Here is a 17,143-nt window from a genome sequence, read left to right on the forward strand (position 1 = left end):
GAGGTCAGCGTCTGTTGTTCAGGTTCAGTGAGAGGGGCAACGAAGCGTTTTTCCATGGTTCTGTCCGTGTCAGAAATCCTGGCATGGATATTACACGAAAACTTTATATCAGGTACTTAGTGTAACAAGTAACTGATCGTTAAATAGCCCTATCACGTTTGCCGCTGCTATGGACGTTAACTCCCTTTCAAATGACTTTGGGATATCTTTGGAGAGTTCGAACTGAGTCGGAAAGCCAATCACACCAACACTTTGAAGGCTGGAAAGGCTTACATCGCTGCTCTCGTATAGATATCCACCTTCCTCCCTTAGCTTCGACACGTTTATATTGAAGTTATGGGTAATATCACCGGTTGTTACAAGGCCGCGAATCCCTGATGTGGCGCTTCTTGTGTCAACATAGTCCGGGTAATAGACGGGAAATGAGGCCAAAGGGTTTGGCGCATCTATCAGTGAGTGATTGGTTCTAAGGTTATAGCGCGTATTGTTACGTCCCCCTAATCCACCATAGAGAGTCCAGTTAGGTGATAGATCATATTCACCTTGAATAGCGGCATAAGTATCCTCGTTCTCTATTTCTTCCCATGATTGCGCTGTTTGCTTGCTTGCATCGGGTGCAGAAGGAACCTCTACTCCTTGTCGAAGCTGAAGCCCTGAGCCAAAGCCGCTCCCAGCATCTGTTCTATCTTTTTGATAGCCTAGATCGGCTGATAAGCGATAGTTATCCTCTCGATAATCAAGGCCAAGGCTGGCAACGCCTAACGTCGAGGATTGGCCATCGACCGCCGTATCGCCTTCTCTGAAGACCCCATTAAAACGTACGCCAAGTTGATTGGCCTCTCCAAATCGGCGGCCAGTGTCTATGTGACTGCCTAACTGTGAGTCGCTTTGATAAACGGCTGAGATTTTTGTTAGAGGAGTATCACTTGCTCGCTTTGGGACAATATTTATTGCGCCACCAACCCTGCCACCAGGCGATACTCCGCCCAATAAGGTGCTGGGCCCTTTAATGATTTCCACACGCTCGACGGTTTCCATGGATATAGTGTTTAGCGGCATCACACCATAGAGCCCATTAAGAGAAATATCACTGTTGAAAAGATCAAAGCCACGAATGTGAAAGGTATCACCTCCCGTGTTGGTGCCTCTTCCGCGCGTGCTAATCTGGATTGAGGGATCATTATCAGTAAGATCGGCTATGCTTCTGGCTTGCTGGCTTTCAATCAGCTCGGAGGTGTAACTGGTGATGTTAAAGGGTGCGTCCATGATGTCCATATTGCCCAGCAAACCAAGACGCCCGCCAGTTGCCACTTGCCCTCCAAAATAAGTAACGGGTAAAGCTTGGCTTGAAAATCGAGAGCCTGTGACTTCCATTAATGATAGCTCGACATCCGGTGCCCGCTCTTCCAACCGATAACCACCCTCAGCGCTGCGCAAGGCCGCAAGGCCGGTACCTGCCAACAAGCGCTCCAACCCTTCGTCTACGCCATAGTTGCCTTGCAGCCCAGCGGTTTGCTTGCCAGCGGTCAAGGTGGTATCGAAGGCAATCTCGATGCCTGCACTGACCGCGAAACGGTTTAAAGCCGTATCGAGCGGTCCTGCTTCAATGGAATAGTGGTGCTGAGTCGCGGCACTCTGCCCTTCTCCTTCTGCTTGCTGGGCAAGCGCCGTTGCGGGCAGGCCCACCAAGCAACTAGCGAGCAGGCCGTATTTAAGGGCGCGGGCCAAAAGCGTTTGAATAAAGCGTGAGTGCGCTTGCTGCGTCGTCATGAAGATCCCCGTTAAGTGATGCATTTTTTATGTCTACATCTTCTCTTCCGAACGAGAACGAGAATCCCTCAATATTTTCTGAATTTTTTTCTTCCTAGTTACCGTTAACGTTGCGCGACGCGACCGTAACCCATAATGGCGTTCGGTAGACCACCTTTAACGACAGTGCATCGGCAAGGCTGGCCAGGGCGCGATCGGTATCTTGCAGCGAGAACACCCCACTCACTCGCCGGTCGGCTACCTCTGGTGCGCAGCGCACCACGCCATGGCGATAGCGGCTCAGCATTTCGACCACGTCAGCAACCCGCATGCTCTCGGCCACCAGCCGTCCCTGAAAGCGGGCCAATCCAGCGGGTTCCAAGGGTGCCGGTGGCGATACCCCATCGGCGCTCATGGCAGCCTGCTGGCCAGCATCCAGTATCGTCCGCTCATCACTTCCACGCAGTTCCAGCGCCACCCGGCCTTCGTAAACGGCCACTTGGGTGCTGTCAGTATGCTGCTGCACGCTGAAGCGGGTGCCCAGCGGATAGGAGAGCCCTTCCTGCGTCATAACGCCGAATGCCCGGGCATCCGATGTTTTTGCTGTAGTAATCAACACTCCGCCACGTAGCAGGTGGAGTCGCCGTTGATGAGCATCGAACCTTATGTCGATGGCGGTATCGGTATCCAACACCAGATGAGTACCATCCCTCAGCGTCACTTCGCGACGCTCGCCAATACTGGTGGCATAGTCAGCGAACTGACGCTGCCACTGGGGCATGCGCGGCAGCCCAAATCCCAGCCCGCCTAGCAGCACGGCCAAGCCGCCCCACTGCAGCAAGCCCCGCCGGGAGACCTGGGAAGACGAAAACAGCTCGCTACGGGCAGCGTGGCGTGGCAGTGCGGCCAACCGGCCATCAATCGCCTGCAACTGCTGCCAGGCGCGCTCATGTTCCGGCGATGCTTGTCGCCAGGCCAGGCAAGCGTCGCGCTGGGCCTCGCTGATGTCGTCGCTCCATAGACGTGCCATCCACAGGCTGGCCTGCTCAAGCACGGCAGGATCGATGGTCTCATGGGAAGCGTCGGCGGACATGCGGCTCATGGTATTCACTTAAGGTTGAGATTCGCTTATCGCGCGGTGGCAGGCCAGCAGCGCCCGGGCGATATATTTCTCTACCGAAGAGACCGAGACATTCAGTGCAACGGCGATGTCTTGATAACTCTGGCCGTCCAGGCGGCACATAAGAAAGGCCCGGCGAGGCTTGTCGGGAAGCTCATGGAGCAGCGTGTCGATCTCTACCAGCGCCTCGATAGTAAGTGCCTGCTCCTCGGGAGAAGACGAGTGTGTCTCTGGAAGCAGGCTGAGGGTTTCCAAATAGGCGGTTTCGATTCGCCGACGGCGGTAATGGTCGACGACCAGCCCTTTGGCGACCTGGGTCAAAAAACGCCGTGACTGTTCGGGCGCTGGCGTAGTGCCCCGCGCCAGTATGCGTAGGTAGGTATCGTGCGCTAGGTCAGCAGCGGTGTGGGAACAGCCCAGCTTGGCACTCAACCAGCGCCGCAGCCAGCTATGATGATTGTGATAGAGGGCGTCGAAAGGAACATCGCTTCTGCCCTGTTGCTTTATCGATACCATCGCCCGTTGCCATTGATTGCCTGTGCCAACTGCCCCAAAAAAGGGGCAAAACCAGACGCAAACAATAAGTGATAATACTTATCATTACAAATCATATGGTGGTGATCAGGTCCGTGTTAGGGCGTGGCTGGCCCCTCTAATGCCTCAACGAGGGATTCGGCGAAGCGGAGGGCTGAGGGAAGAGCACCGAATACCCAGAACGGAGGAACTGTTATTAAATTTTTTTCTCGAATGCTAGGCACATACTGCCATAGGCCACGGCCGTAAAGTTGGCTTGCTATATTCCCAGAAAGTTGTGGGCCCTCCACGATTACTAGTCGCGCATCAATGTCGATTAGCTCCTCTACACCGACAATTGAAAACCCCTTCTGGTTTGTTGGTTCTTGCCAGGCGTTGGCTAAGCCCAGGCGATCAAGCACGGCTTGAACCAAGCTATTTTTTCCGTAAACCCTCACATGATGGGAATCTAGAGCGCGAATAATCAGTAGTGGTTCGTTCCACTCCTTGAGTCTATTTTTTAAATGTTCAATTTTATTTTCAACGTCGGCTATATACATCTCTCCAGCATCTGACAGTGTAATAGCCGAAGACACTTCTCTTGTGAAATCTGTAAGTTCATTCCATCTATTTACATCTTCATGGTAGAGAGTGAAGCGATATGTCTTGTATTTGTCTGATAGCTTCTCATCGGATACGGCGAAAACACTGTCTGATATTATTATATCTGGGTGCATCGATGTAATGAGTTCAAGATTTGGTTGAAAAGAAAGGCCAACTTCAACTGTGTCTTCGGGTATGGATCTGATGCTTCCCCATTTCTGATAATTATTTCTCATTGACATTCCTTCAGGGGGGGCGCCAATGGCGACCAGTGTTTCGGCAGTAGTCCAACTAAGTGCTATCGTAGAAGGTAGGGGCGAAGCTAGACAGGTGACGGGAATAAAAAATGAGAGGCATACAAAAAAGGCACGCAGAGAAAATTCGTTGTTTATCTTTGGTTGAGAGAGAGGAGTACTCATGTTTTTCTCAATATATGGTAATACTTATAAAAATATATGCGCTGTTAACTTGGCGGCAACTTCAATCACTCATCATTTCAGTAGCCGTTAAGTTTCCGCCAAGTTAATAAGTCCTAGAACGGCAGGTATATTACCCTGCCCATGGGTTATTAGAAATTGTAATCCATGGTAAGCATGAAGTTTCGTGGTGCACCGTAATAATTATGCCTACTTCCTCCTCTAATTGTAGAGTAGTACTCCTTGTCGGTTAGGTTATTACCATTCAATGAGATGTCCAAGTTCTCATTGACCTGATAGCCGAGCAGTGCTGAAACAGTGGTATAACCTCCTTGTTCAGTTTTAACATCCCCACTTTCGGCATAAACTCCACTAGCGGTATTCACGCCTGCACCAACCCGCCACCCCTGACTTGGGTTGTCGCTAAAGCGATAGCGTGACCATAGGTTGAAGTTATGCTCAGGTGTGTCCGGTGAGAGTGTGAGGCCTTCTGAGCTAGAGTCCCTTACAAACTCTGTCTGCGTATAAGCATAACCAACGCTGAGATCCCAGCGAGGCAACAACTGACCGCTGATTTCAGCTTCTAAGCCTTCACTCTCGGCTTTTCCAATAGGGATCGCGAAACCTGGATTATCAGGATCGGCAAAGGCACGGTTGGTGTCTTCAATACGGAAAGCTGCGACATGCCAGTTTAAACCGCCCTCAAGGTTAGATCCTTTGATCCCGATCTCTATTTGGTCGCCTTCACGTGGATCGATAATATTGTCATTGCGGTCTGTTGCCGTCTGCGGTTCGAAGAAGCCGGTGTAGCTAGCGTAGAGATTGATCTCGGGGTTGAGTTGGTAGATCAAGCCCGCATAGGGAATGAATTCGGTTCCACTGCTAGCATTCTTGCTCACTGATCCTCCAGAACTGAGGGAACTCTCACTTTCCCACCAATTGATGCGTCCCCCCAAGGCAAGGGTGAGAGGATCAAATAGGTTGAACTGAGCTTTACTATAAGCCGCATATTGCTTGCTACCTACGTCAAAATCGACAGGGTTTTGATCGAAGGTAGGAGGCTCTGAAGTTCTATGGCCGGAAGAGAAAATGCTTGCCGGAACAGTGATCGGATTACCAGATGCAAATATACGGATGACTTCCCTATTTAAATAGCTGGCGCCGAATACGGCTTCGTGAGAGTTTCCAGCCAGTTCAAAGGGAGTACGTGCCTGAAGCTCGAGGTAATCATCTTGGCGTTCTTGATCCCACTGGATTCGGCGCATCAAGAATTCACCAGTATCGGGTGAAACGGACGAATGGCTTTCACTCTTTTGGAGGTTAGAATCTCGATTCTGGTGATTGGCTTTAAAAGTGATTTCAGCACCATTATTCAACTGATGCCCCAATTCTAGAAAATAGCGCTGGGCATCACCAGCTTGTTTTTCCCAGTCCGAACCTAGATACGTAGAGCGACTAATATTGAGTAGGGAGCCGTTGCTGTAGGTCGGTAATCCCGAGTTAGGACGGAACTCCTCCTTTTGTATGGTTGCCCCCAAGGACAATGTGGTATTCGGGGTCAGGTCGAACTCCAAGGTTCCATAACCGACTTGGTTCTCCGAATATACATTATCAATGAAAGAGCCGCGATCATCATAGACACCGACGAAGCGGCCCCGGACTCGCCCATCACTATCCAGTGCACCAGTTACGTCGACTACCCCACGGTAAGCATCATCTGTACCGGCAGAAAGGGTAACCGAAGCTTGGCTTTCAGCTAAAGCACGTTTGCGCACCAGATTGATGGTACCGCTGGGCTCACCAGTCCCTTGGAGAATACCCGCAGGCCCACGGAGCACCTCAATACGATCGAGTAGGGCTGTATCAAATACTCCAGCGCTTTCCCAGGCACTTTCTGGACTCTGAGCAGGACTACCATCAATGAGGAAGGAGTTAATATTATAACCTCGAGACTTGAGCTCGAACTGATTGGGCCCGTACTCACGCACGGTCATACCAGTAACATTGCGCATAGCCTCAGCCAATGAGGTCGTACCTTGGTCGTCCAGACGCTCTCGTGTAACAACGCTCACTGACTGAGGTATTTCCTTCACTGACTGTGAAGCTAAGCCAATGTTAGCGCCTTCGCTTGTGTAGGAGTTACTATTCTCGGTCATGCCGTAGGGCAGGCGCGCTCCGGTTACTTCTACTGTCGTCAATGCCACATCCGCCGCCCGCTCTTCCAACCGATAACTACCATCACCCTGGCGGGCTGCCGTTAAACCCGTCCCATCCAACAACCGCTCCAGCCCTTCATCGACGCGATACTGGCCTTGCAGGCCAGGGCTTTGGCGCCCTTCTCCCAGCTCACCAGCGCCGCTGATAAAAACGCCCGACTCGGCGGCGAAGCGGTTGATAACCCTGCTTACCGGGCCGCTGGCAATATCATAGTGGCGCGTTTGCTGCTGGGTAGTTTGTGCCATGGCGGTCTGCGATAGCTGCGGCACGGCCAATAGCCCGGCGGCGGCAAAATGAACCGCCAGCGCCAAGGCGCGGCGGTTAAGCGTCGGTTGGTGCTTGGCAGTAAACGGTTGAAGTGCAGTGCGCTGTTGGAGCATTACGGTTCCCCTTGCAGATACGTTTTAAGTGCTTATAAAGGGGAATCGAACCAGCGCGAAAAAGGGGAACCAGAAAAACCAATTTTTTCTCTTTTTATTCTTGGTTGGGGCTTTTCTCGCTTGCCTCGATCTTGATCCACCAGGGCATGACCCGGCGCACCTTCACCGGCAGCGTGGTCTCGACCATGTTCAGGGTGCGCTCTAGATCATCAAGCGGGAAAGCGCCGAGCAGGGTGAGATCCGCCACCGCGGGGTCGACCTCAAGGCGGCCACGATGATGATGACTAAGCTCCGCAGCGAAGGTCTTAAGCGACATGTTCTCGGCCAGCAGCATGCCGTTGGCCCAGGCTTCCCTACGGCCTTCAGCGGGGGTGAGTTCACCGATGCGGTCAGCGGCGTAGTAAGCTTGCTGTCCTGCATTGACCACCTGCCGCTGACTCGCATGCTGAGCATCACCCAGGGTCTGGATCGCCACGGCACCGTCAAACACCGCCAGCAGTTCGCCTGATGGCTGCTCAGCCACGCTGAAGCGGGTGCCCAAGGGCGTTAGCCGGGCACTGCGGGTATCGACATAAAGTGGTCGTTCGGGGTCTTTGCCGGTCGTAACCAGCACTTCGCCCGCCACCAGCTGCAGTCGGCGCCGCTGGCGGTCGTAGTCCACGTCCAACGCCGAGGCGCTGCTGAGCCACACTTGGGTGCCATCATCCAGCTCGATGCGAGTGATGTCACCGGTAGCCGTACGGTAGTCGGCGCCCCAGTAGGCTACCCATTGGGTCAGTGGCGTCCACTGCCAAGAGAGCCCTATCAACACGGCCACAATCGCCAGGCTAGAGAGACCACTTAGCAGATGCCATCGCCCTCGCCGTCGTTGCCGCGCCGAACTGATGACCCAGTCGGCGGTGTGGCGCTCAGCCTCATCCAGACGAGTGGTAAAACGTTGGCTAACGCCTTCCACCTGTTGCCAGGCCCAGCGGTGGGTATCGCTGGCTTCCAACCACGACTGCCAATGCTCACGCTGAACTGAAGAGAGCTCGCCTGCCTGCCACTCAGCAAACCACTCGGCGGCATCGGCCAAGGCGCGGCGCTTGGCGGCTTCATCAGGGCTGGCGGCAGAGGCCATTTAGAGGCTCGCCTCGAAGCCCGCTTCGATCAACGCGCACCGCAGCATGGCTTGGGCCATATATTTTTTGACCATGCGCTCAGAAACCCCTAGCTCCTCAGCAATCTGCCGATAGGGTTTGCCGTGTAGCTGGGAGGCCAGAAAGGCGCTGGCGACTTTTTCGGGCAACCGCGCCAGCATGCGGTCGATTTCGCACAGCGTCTCTATAACGATCTGCTGGTGTTCAGTAGAGGGCAAATGTGTCTCGGCACTAGCTGCCAAGGCTTGCTGCCAGGCACGCTCGATATCCTGACGGCGCCAATGATCCACACATAGCCCTTTGGCCATACGGCTGAGATAGGCTCTGGCACCGTCGAAACTATCCAGTTGGCGGGGCGTTTTGATCAATCGCACAAACGCATCCTGCGCCAAGTCAGCCGCCGATTCACTGCACCCCAACCGATGGCTGAGCAACTGCTGCAGCCAAGGCTGGTGGTGGTGATACAGCTGGCCGAGCGAGTCCCGGCAGCCGGTATGATACGCCGTGGTCTTGGCTAAATTAGGCGCCCCAACATCGTTACGCATTACCCACTCACCTTTGCCACCGCATCGCGGCTCGCGGCTTCTCGCTGCTCACCGGTGAGCTCTACCAACTGCCCTTGGCGCATTTCCAGCAGGCGATCAGCTTGGTCGAAGTAGTGATCATCGTGGCTGATTACCACCAGCGTCTTGCCCAACGCCCGTAACTGGGGCAGTAGCTCACGATAGAAGACTCGCCGAAACTGGGGATCCTGGTCGGCGGCCCACTCGTCAAGCAGCAACAGGTCGCGCTGCTCCGCAACGGCTAGCAGCATCGCCAGACGCTTGCGCTGGCCCTGGGAGAGGTTGACGTTGGTGATGCGATCGCCGTCGAAGTCGAGCTTACTGCGCATGCCCAGCGCGGCAAGCCACTCCTCCACCAGCCCCGAGTCGGGTGACTCGCCCGCAGGGCCCATCAAACGGTCAAAGAGATGCAGATCGGTGTAAATGGCCGAGAAGTGCTGGCGATAGCGTGTCCAGTCTTCTTCCCGCAGCGGCCTGCCATCGACTCGCACGCAGCCGCTTTGGGGCTGGTAGAGCCCAGTCAGCAGCCTCGCCAAAGTCGATTTCCCGCTGCCGTTACCGCCGATCAGAAACACCACCTCGCCACGCTTCAAGGTCAGGTCGATAGGGCCGATGGCAAAACCCGCCCGAGACTCCTCATCCGGGTAGCTATAGCTAACCTGATCCAGGGTGAGCGCTTGCCAGTCATGGCGCAGCGCAGAATGGCCGAACCCCTCACGGTGCTCGGCCAGGTCTAAACTGCTGATTTTTTCAAACGCCACTCGGGCGTTAATCAAGGTCGGAAAGGCGCCAATGGCCTGCATCAACGGCGCACGCAGAAACAGCAGCGTGAGTGAAAAAGTAGTGGCTACCTGCACCGATGCCCAACCCAGGCCGTTGGCCAAAAAGAACGCCACACCGATGGCCCCCAGCATCATAATGTTGAACCAGTTCACCGCGCTCAGATGATAGGTATCGCCAAGAATGAAATGGCGCCGGCAATCCTGTGCGTTAGGGGTGTAGACATCGCGATACAGCCACTCTGCCCGGTCACGGTTGAGCGCCAACTCTTTGCGTCCCTCGATTACTGATTGATAATCCGCGTAAAGACGATCCTGTATTTCGCGCAGCTTGGCCATATGCCCATAGACCCGGGCCACCAAGCGTATGCCAATTAAAATAGTCACGATCACCCAAAGCGCGGTGACGCCCAGCATGGCAGGCGAAAGCCACGCCAGGTAAAGCGTGGCACCTATCGTCAGCACTCCGCCCTGCATCAGCTCCGGCAAGCGTATAAAAGCAACGGTCACTGAACTCACGTCGGTGGAGAGACTCGCCAGCAAACGCGCACTGCCAATCTGCTCGGCGCGTTCGATATTGGTATCCAGAATGCGTTTGATCAACTGCCCTCGCAGCCGGTAGACGAAATGGTGACCCAGGGTAGTTAGCGCCAATTGTGATGTCAGGGTAATGACCAGCAGCAGCGCAATCAGCCCCAGGAATTCGGGCAGGATGCGCCAGGGATCGGAAAAGGTGCCTAGCAGCCGTTGATTGATAAAGGCGATGACACCGATGCCGAGACCAGCGCTGACCAAACTGAGCACCACCACGGCCACAAACGGCCAGCGATAATCACGCCATACAATCCTTAACAGCTCCATGACCACAACTCCCCGGCATCTTGTTTTCGGTGCATGCTAAAAGCGCGTGCTAAAAGCACGGGTAACTACAACCGCCTTAGCCCCCACATAAAGTAGGCACCGCCAATCAGCGAGGCGACCAAGCCTGCAGGTATCTCGTAAGGGAAAATAATCTGACGCCCCACCCAGTCCGCCAGCACCATCAATAGCATGCCGATCAACGCAGCACCCAGCAGGTGCTGCCCTGCACGGGAGAAGCCGACCAAGCGCGCCATATGCGGCGCCAGCAGGCCAATAAACGAAAGCGGCCCCACCACCAGGGTGGCGCAAGCGGTGAGCAGCGCCACCAGTAGCAGCAACGCCAAACGGGCACGGTTTAGAGTGACCCCAAGGGCCTTGGCCGTGGGCGCGCCCAGGGGCAGGATATCCAGCCAGCGAGTGAAGGGCAGTGTGACCAGCGCCAATACAGCGGCAAGCCCCCCTACCACCACCGCATTGGTGATATCCACGTAGTAGGTGGAGCCCGCCAGCCAGGCAATCACCTGCTGGCCACGAGGATCGCCACCTGCCAGCATTACGCTGCGAACCGCATCAAATAACGCACTGACCGCCACCCCGGTGAGCAGCAAACGCTCGGGGAGATAACCGCTCTTGCGGTTGATACCCACCAACACCAACAGCGTCGCGAAAGCCCCCAGGGTGCCCACGCCAATCAGCATCATATTGGTGGGCGCAGGCAGCAGGAAAATTCCTAGAATCAGCGCAATGGCACAGCCACCGCTGATACCCAGTACCTCGGGGCTGGCCATGGGGTTGGCAGAAAGGCGCTGAAGAATCGTCCCGGCAATCGCCAGCATCAACCCGCTGGCGGCTGCTGCCATCACCCGGGGCATGCGCCACTGCATGACATTCCAGTTATTGGGCGCCAGCCAATACCAGCCGTCTACACCCTGGCCAAACAGCAAACCGAGAACCGTTGCCCCCAGTAACGCGAGGATTAAACCAGTGGCTAAACGTGACGGCGCAGGGTGGCGATGAGCGAAAACACCGGCCCCTTTTGGCGGCTGGTCGCCCTGCAGTTTCAGGCGCGGAATCAGCCACATTAACAGCGGTGCCCCCAGGGCACCGGTAATCGCCCCGGTAGGAATAAAGGCCGCCACCATGCCACCAAACTGCTGCAGGAGCAGATCGGTGGTAGCCAGCAGCACGGCCCCCAATAGCGTCGACCAGAGTAGCCGTGGCCCTAAGCGGCGCGCACCAGCCATACGTACAATATTGGGCGCTGCTAACCCGATGAAACCAATAATACCCACCACGCTAACAATGGTTCCGGTAATAAACACCGCCAGCCCCATCCCCGCAAAGCGCAGATAGGTCAGCGAAACCCCCAGGCTCTTGGCGCTGGCATCGTCAAGCTCCAGCACTGCCAAAGGGCGCAGCAAAAACCACGCGGCTATGCAGCTAATCGCCAGCCGAGGCCAGAGGATGGCAACACCATCCCAGCCGTTTTGCGCCAGCGAACCCGCGCCCCAGATCAGCAGCCCCGAGAGCGCCTCGTGGTTAAACAGCAGCAGCGCCGTAGACAGCGCCCCCAGGTAAAGATTGACCACCAGGCCCGCCAGCACCACCACGATTGGCGCCAGCCCGCGCCGCCAGGAGAGCAGGAAAACTAACCCCACCGCCAGCGCGCCACCCAATAAGGCGACCCATTCGCGCCCGGCGACAAGCAGCCCCGGCGCTAGCAAGGTGGCGGTCATCAGCGCCAGATTAGCGCCCGATGCCACCCCCAAGGTGGTGGGCGAGGCCAGCGGGTTGCGCAGCACCTGCTGCATGAGTACGCCCGCCAGCCCCAAGCCGCCCCCGGCGAGCAGGGCGATCGAGAGTCGCGGCCACCAAGCATAGTAAAGCAGCAACTCATCAACGTTTTCAAAGGAGGGAGCCACTAACGCCTGCAGGCCTAGCGCAAAACCGCCTTGGCCCTCTAGGCCCACCCAAAACAGCACCACCATCGGCAGGCTAAGCAATAGGCAGGCTTTAGCGGGCGACATCCCCCCCGCTCTTTGGGCAAATTGCGCGGCGCCTAACATAGCGAGCACCCTTTCGTGGTAACCGGACAGTTCGCCCAAAGAGACGTGATAGGCAGCAGCGTCATTTTCTTAGCCTTACTATTTATGCAAACGAGTTTATGGAAATTAGCGATTGAATAACTAACAATGATTCTAAATGATAACGATTAGCACTACAATTGACTCCTTATATAAAGGAGACATCATTATGGCAGCCAAACCGAGCTACCGGCTTTTCGATATCACCCTCGCCCGGCGCACCCAAGTCAGCGCCTCATTAGTCAGGTTCACCTTTACTGGCCCAGATGTTGGTCAAATGGACACCTACGCCCCGGATCAGCGCGTCAAGCTGTTCTTCCCCGAAGGCGGTGGCAGTCTCGACCCGCTGTTTGAGATTGCCAAGCTGGAAGAGCACGACTGGTACGGCGCCTACCGCGCACTGCCGGATGCCCAAAGGCCCTCAGCGCGCACCTACACTATTCGCGCCCTCCGCCCGGAGCAGGCCGAGGTGGACGTTGAATTTGTACTCCACGGCGATAATGGCCCCGCATCGCGCTGGGCGATGCACGCCCGCCCCGGTGACCGCCTAGCCATGACGGCCCCCGACGCCAATGCGGAAGGCCCAAAGCTGGGCTACGAGTGGAAGCCGCCCCAAGGCGTGCGCCGTATTCTGATCATCGCCGATGAAACCGCCCTCCCCGCCGCCGCAGGTATTCTGGAAATCCTTGATGACTTGCCGCTCAAACCCAAGGTCGAAGCGCTATTCGAAGTGCCTCGCGGCGACGACGTTCAGCCGCTGCCCCAGGCCACCAAGCTGCGCTGGCTGGCACGTGACGCTGAGCCCGGCTGCCAACACGGTGAGCTGCTGATGAGGGCGCTGCGTGATATCGATTTGCATAGGGAAATTCAAGCGCTAGGCGGCACGCCTGCTAATACCACTACCAGCACCACTACCAGCGCCACGACCAACGACGAAAGCGATGATGAGGATGGCCCACTCTGGGAACCCGCCGCCCTGGACGACAACGCGCCTTTCTACGCCTGGATCGCCGCTGAAACCAAGGTCGCCATGAAGCTGCGCCGCTATCTGGTCAACGAGTGTGGGCTCCCCAAGCAGTACGTTACCAGCATGGGCTACTGGCGCCTGGGCAAGGCCAATGGTTAAAGGAACGGCAAACAACACGGCGTTAAACAGTGATCTCACAAGCAAGCCAGCTCAAACGCCTATTGGCTGGCGAGACAGCCCCAACGGCTATGGCCGGGTCAGCCGTACACTTCACTGGTTGACCGCCGCGCTGGTCACGCTGCAATTTACCGTGTTGCTGGCCTGGAGAGGAATGGGCGAAAACGCTATCACGCTGTTCTTGGCGAGCATCGGGCCTCACGGCTCATTGGGTTTTATGATTCTGATAGTGACCCTGGCGCGCCTTGGCTGGGCATGGAACAACCGCAAGCAACGCCCGCCCCTATCACCTGGTCTAGGCGGGCGCATGGCGCGCTTTGTCCATATCACGTTTTATGGGCTGCTGCTGTGGCTGCCCGCTTTCGCTATTTTGCGCCAGATCGGCCGCGGTGGAGCGCTACGCTTTTATGGCATTGAGCTGCTACCCGAAGCGGAACGCGACATCACCTGGATGGTCGCCCCCGCCGAGCTCCTTCACGGCCCGCTTTCGTGGCTGTTATGTGGATTAGTCATCGGCCACATCATGATGGCGCTGATTCACCGCTTCTGGCTCAAAGACCGGGTACTGGCGCGTATGGTGGGGTCAAGTGGCCGATGAGGGTTCCGCTAGCGGCTCTTCGGCAGTCTCAGACTCAGCAGTCAACAGCTTGCCACTCTCTAGCCGCACCAATCGATCTGCGAGGTGGAAATAGCGGTCATCGTGGGTGATCACCAGCACCGCTTTGCCCATGCGTTTTAGCTCGGGCAACACCTCGCAGTAAAACACCTCTTTGAATAACGGATCCTGATCCGCCGCCCACTCGTCAAACACCAAGAAGGGCCGATCCTCAAGGTAGGCAACCACCAGCGCCAGACGCTTACGCTGGCCCTGGGAGAGTGCTTGGGTGGTGAACGCACCGTTTTCAACCCGCACCTTGTGCTGCAGGTGCAACTTGGCCAGCAGGCGATTACCCTCCTCGTCCAGGCCATCACGCGGTGCCTCTAACAGACGTTCAAAGAGATGGAAGTCTGAGAACACCACCGAGAAAAGCTGCCGGTAGGCATCCCAGCCATCCGCTTCGACCCGCTCGCCATTGAGCAATACCTCGCCACCTTCAGGCGGATAAAGCCCCACCACTACTTTGGCCAGCGTGGTCTTACCGCTACCGTTGCCCCCCACCAGAAAAACCACTTCCCCCGGCGTAAAACTCAGATTAATCGGCCCCAACTCAAAGAAGTCATCGCTCTGCTCGTGGTAGTACTGATGGGTGACGTCGCGCAACTCGAGACGCTGCAAAGCAGGCACCTGAGGTGACACCTGCCTCTCCTGCCCCTGGGGCATCTCGCGTGTGATGTCATCAATTCGACTAGCAGCTACCCGCGCCATATTGATCCGCGGGATATTGATCAGCAAGCCTTCAAGGGGGGTCACCATAAACACAAACACCAGGGCAAATCCGGTCATTACCTGGGTTTGGTTAGGCCCATCGCCCGCCAACACAAACAACACCAGACCGATAAAGGCGTACATCAGGAACTGCCCCCAACTGGTCGAGATCACGAACAGCGACATGCCATAAGTACGCAGCCGCCGCACGCCTTCAACCGACTCCCCCAGTATCTGATCCATAAAGACACGGCTCTTGCGTTGGTGTAGCCGCAGCTCTTTTGCACCATCGGTCAGCGCGCGGAAATGTCCAAACAGACGATCCTGCTCGGATGATGCGGACTGTAGGTAATGAATAGCGCGTAAGTGCACCAAATGGTAGCCGACAGCGCCCAGTCCAATCACCCCCAGTGCAAATAAAAACACCTGCCATGAAAGCATTGCCAGATAGCCCAAGCATCCCACCACGATGACCGTATTGGTCAAAATCACCGGCAAGCTAACGAACAGTACCGCCACGTTGTTGCTGTGCTCGGTGAGTGCCGACTGGATCCGTGCACTGCCCACACGCTCGAACTGAGCAAAGGGGGTCTGGGCCACACACTGGGCGACAAAACTGCGCAACTCGGCCAACGCACGCTGCCCCAGCCGCTCAAACAGCGCCGTCGACACCATCCGACAGACCATTAGGGCCACGGCGATACCCGCGAAGGCCCAGGCCGCACTGGCGCGGCTGGCGGAGTCGCTGGTTAACGCCGCATTAATTTGGGCAATCAGCAGCACGCTGAAAAGCCCCGAGAGAATGCTGGCCAGCGCAGCAGCGGTCATCAACCCGCGAGTTCGACGAATCAGATAGGGAAGCACATTCACCTCATTGGAAAGCCATTAGAAAAAGCGACTGGAAATCGGCACCTACCTCTAATGACGAACCGCTGGCGTAAAAAGTTAACCAATTTTATGTAAACAAGCCTCATTCTCATTCGTCCTTAAATAAGGAAGTCAGTAACGCCGCCCTCCGGCGGGGTGATTTTAATTCGTTTCTTTGATTCGTTCTTATTGATAGGAGCTTAGCGGTGTCCAGTTCTGTCCAGGCACAACCCCAGGTACACGTACCCTCTGAAAGCCACGCGGTGGCCTCGCTGCTCTCACACCCAGAGGGGTGCACCTATCAAGTTTCCTATGAGGTAACCACGCAGACACTTTATGTGGAAGGACATCAAGAGCGTCTTGAGTGGTTGCTAGTAGACGATAACAGCAACTTGATGCTGCAGTGGTCACAGCGTTCAGCACCACCTTTCCCGGCATTGCTTGCCGCTATCGAAGGAGCTTTTGCCTTTTACCCGGCCAGTGTTGCCCTACGCCTTCAGCTACCTAGTGCTTTGCACACCAACCTGTGTGCAGCTGGCATCGCGGTTCAAGAAAGCCATGGAGAGCTCTGGGTATATGCGGAGCTATTTTGGCAGTTACCCACGCTCTGGCTGACCTCAACGCGCATGCGCCCCTATCCGCAGCAGCCCATCCTGGAGAACGGAAAACGGCACCCGCGCCGCCCGCCGCGCCCCAGCGGCACGGTATATCAGCGCCATATTGCCTGGCTGGATGCCACCCTGAGCTTTCGAGTGCTTGACCTGGAACTTGATCTGGAGCGCTTCAACCGCTGGATGAACGACCCGGTCGTCGCCCATTTCTGGGAAGAGCAGGGTGATTTGGAACAGCATCGCGAGCGGCTAGAAAGCACGCTCCAGAACCCCAGCGTTGTACCGCTGATCGGCTGTATCGACGGCGAACCCTTCGGCTATTTCGAGACCTACTGGGCCAAGGAGGATCGCATCGGCGCTTATTACGACGCCGATGACTTTGACCGCGGCTGGCACGTGCTGATCGGTGAAGCCGCTTTTCGCGGGCGGCCTTATGTCGCCGCCTGGCTGCCCTCTATCTCGCACTACCTCTTTTTGGACGACTGCCGCACCCAACGCCTGGTGATCGAGCCCCGCGTGGATAACGCCAAGATGCTGCGCAACCTCGCCCAGTGCGGTTATGCCCACGTTAAGGCGTTCGATTTCCCCCATAAGCGGGCCATGCTCGGTATGCAGCTTCGCGAACACTTTTTTAACGAGCGCAGCTGGATCCCGCTGCCTCCGCACCCTGGCTCAGCCCCACGACCCGATCCACGCTTCACCCCATAAATACGTCAGCCACGAGGACTCTT

Annotated in this window: 13 protein-coding genes; 3 read left to right on the forward strand and 10 right to left on the reverse strand. The window is 56.1% G+C overall.

The annotated features are described in order from the left end of the window. Positions 1-108: 108 nt before the first annotated feature. From HZS80_RS17605 to fhuB, 9 genes are all read right to left on the reverse strand, one after another. A complete protein-coding gene (locus HZS80_RS17605; protein WP_179916782.1) occupies positions 109-1,770 on the reverse strand; it encodes a TonB-dependent receptor in 1,662 nt (553 codons plus the stop codon). Positions 1,771-1,864: 94 nt separating this feature from the next. Next, positions 1,865-2,851 (reverse strand): FecR domain-containing protein, encoded by a 987-nt coding sequence (locus HZS80_RS17610; protein ID WP_218927764.1) that lies wholly within the window; start codon positions 2,849-2,851, stop codon positions 1,865-1,867. A 9-nt stretch (positions 2,852-2,860) separates the two neighbouring features. Beyond that, positions 2,861-3,385, reverse strand: a complete 525-nt coding sequence (locus HZS80_RS17615) for a sigma-70 family RNA polymerase sigma factor (RefSeq protein WP_179916784.1) — start codon at positions 3,383-3,385, stop codon at positions 2,861-2,863. 116 nt (positions 3,386-3,501) lie between these two features. Next, positions 3,502-4,404: an ABC transporter substrate-binding protein gene (locus HZS80_RS17620; RefSeq protein WP_179916785.1), complete on the reverse strand. Its 903-nt coding sequence runs from the start codon at positions 4,402-4,404 to the stop codon at positions 3,502-3,504. Between the two features lie 149 nt (positions 4,405-4,553). After that, positions 4,554-6,998: a TonB-dependent siderophore receptor gene (locus tag HZS80_RS17625; protein ID WP_179916786.1), complete on the reverse strand. Its 2,445-nt coding sequence runs from the start codon at positions 6,996-6,998 to the stop codon at positions 4,554-4,556. Positions 6,999-7,092: 94 nt separating this feature from the next. After that, complete coding sequence (locus tag HZS80_RS17630; RefSeq protein ID WP_179916787.1) at positions 7,093-8,118, reverse strand: FecR domain-containing protein; 1,026 nt, start codon at positions 8,116-8,118, stop codon at positions 7,093-7,095. Continuing rightward, a complete protein-coding gene (locus HZS80_RS17635) occupies positions 8,119-8,682 on the reverse strand; it encodes a sigma-70 family RNA polymerase sigma factor (protein WP_235272408.1) in 564 nt (187 codons plus the stop codon). Further along, positions 8,682-10,340 (reverse strand): multidrug ABC transporter permease/ATP-binding protein, encoded by a 1,659-nt coding sequence (locus tag HZS80_RS17640; protein ID WP_179916788.1) that lies wholly within the window; start codon positions 10,338-10,340, stop codon positions 8,682-8,684. The genes HZS80_RS17635 and HZS80_RS17640 overlap by 1 nt, the downstream gene beginning before the upstream one ends. A gap of 65 nt (positions 10,341-10,405) precedes the next feature. After that, on the reverse strand, positions 10,406-12,406 hold the full coding sequence (gene fhuB, locus HZS80_RS17645; protein WP_179916789.1) for a Fe(3+)-hydroxamate ABC transporter permease FhuB: 2,001 nt from the start codon (positions 12,404-12,406) through the stop codon (positions 10,406-10,408). A gap of 187 nt (positions 12,407-12,593) precedes the next feature. Between fhuB and HZS80_RS17650 the strand changes: the two genes are divergently transcribed. Next, a complete protein-coding gene (locus HZS80_RS17650) occupies positions 12,594-13,550 on the forward strand; it encodes a siderophore-interacting protein (protein WP_179916790.1) in 957 nt (318 codons plus the stop codon). Beyond that, complete coding sequence (locus HZS80_RS17655) at positions 13,543-14,166, forward strand: cytochrome b (RefSeq protein ID WP_179916791.1); 624 nt, start codon at positions 13,543-13,545, stop codon at positions 14,164-14,166. The genes HZS80_RS17650 and HZS80_RS17655 overlap by 8 nt, the downstream gene beginning before the upstream one ends. Here the strand turns inward: HZS80_RS17655 and HZS80_RS17660 are convergent. Next, on the reverse strand, positions 14,152-15,798 hold the full coding sequence (locus HZS80_RS17660; RefSeq protein ID WP_179916792.1) for a cyclic peptide export ABC transporter: 1,647 nt from the start codon (positions 15,796-15,798) through the stop codon (positions 14,152-14,154). The genes HZS80_RS17655 and HZS80_RS17660 overlap by 15 nt on opposite strands. A gap of 209 nt (positions 15,799-16,007) precedes the next feature. On the opposite strand from HZS80_RS17660, the gene HZS80_RS17665 reads away from it, so the two are divergent. Continuing rightward, a complete protein-coding gene (locus HZS80_RS17665) occupies positions 16,008-17,120 on the forward strand; it encodes a GNAT family N-acetyltransferase (RefSeq protein WP_281662232.1) in 1,113 nt (370 codons plus the stop codon). Positions 17,121-17,143 lie beyond the last annotated feature (23 nt).

This window comes from Vreelandella glaciei, from assembly GCF_013415125.1.
Classification (GTDB): domain Bacteria; phylum Pseudomonadota; class Gammaproteobacteria; order Pseudomonadales; family Halomonadaceae; genus Vreelandella; species Vreelandella glaciei.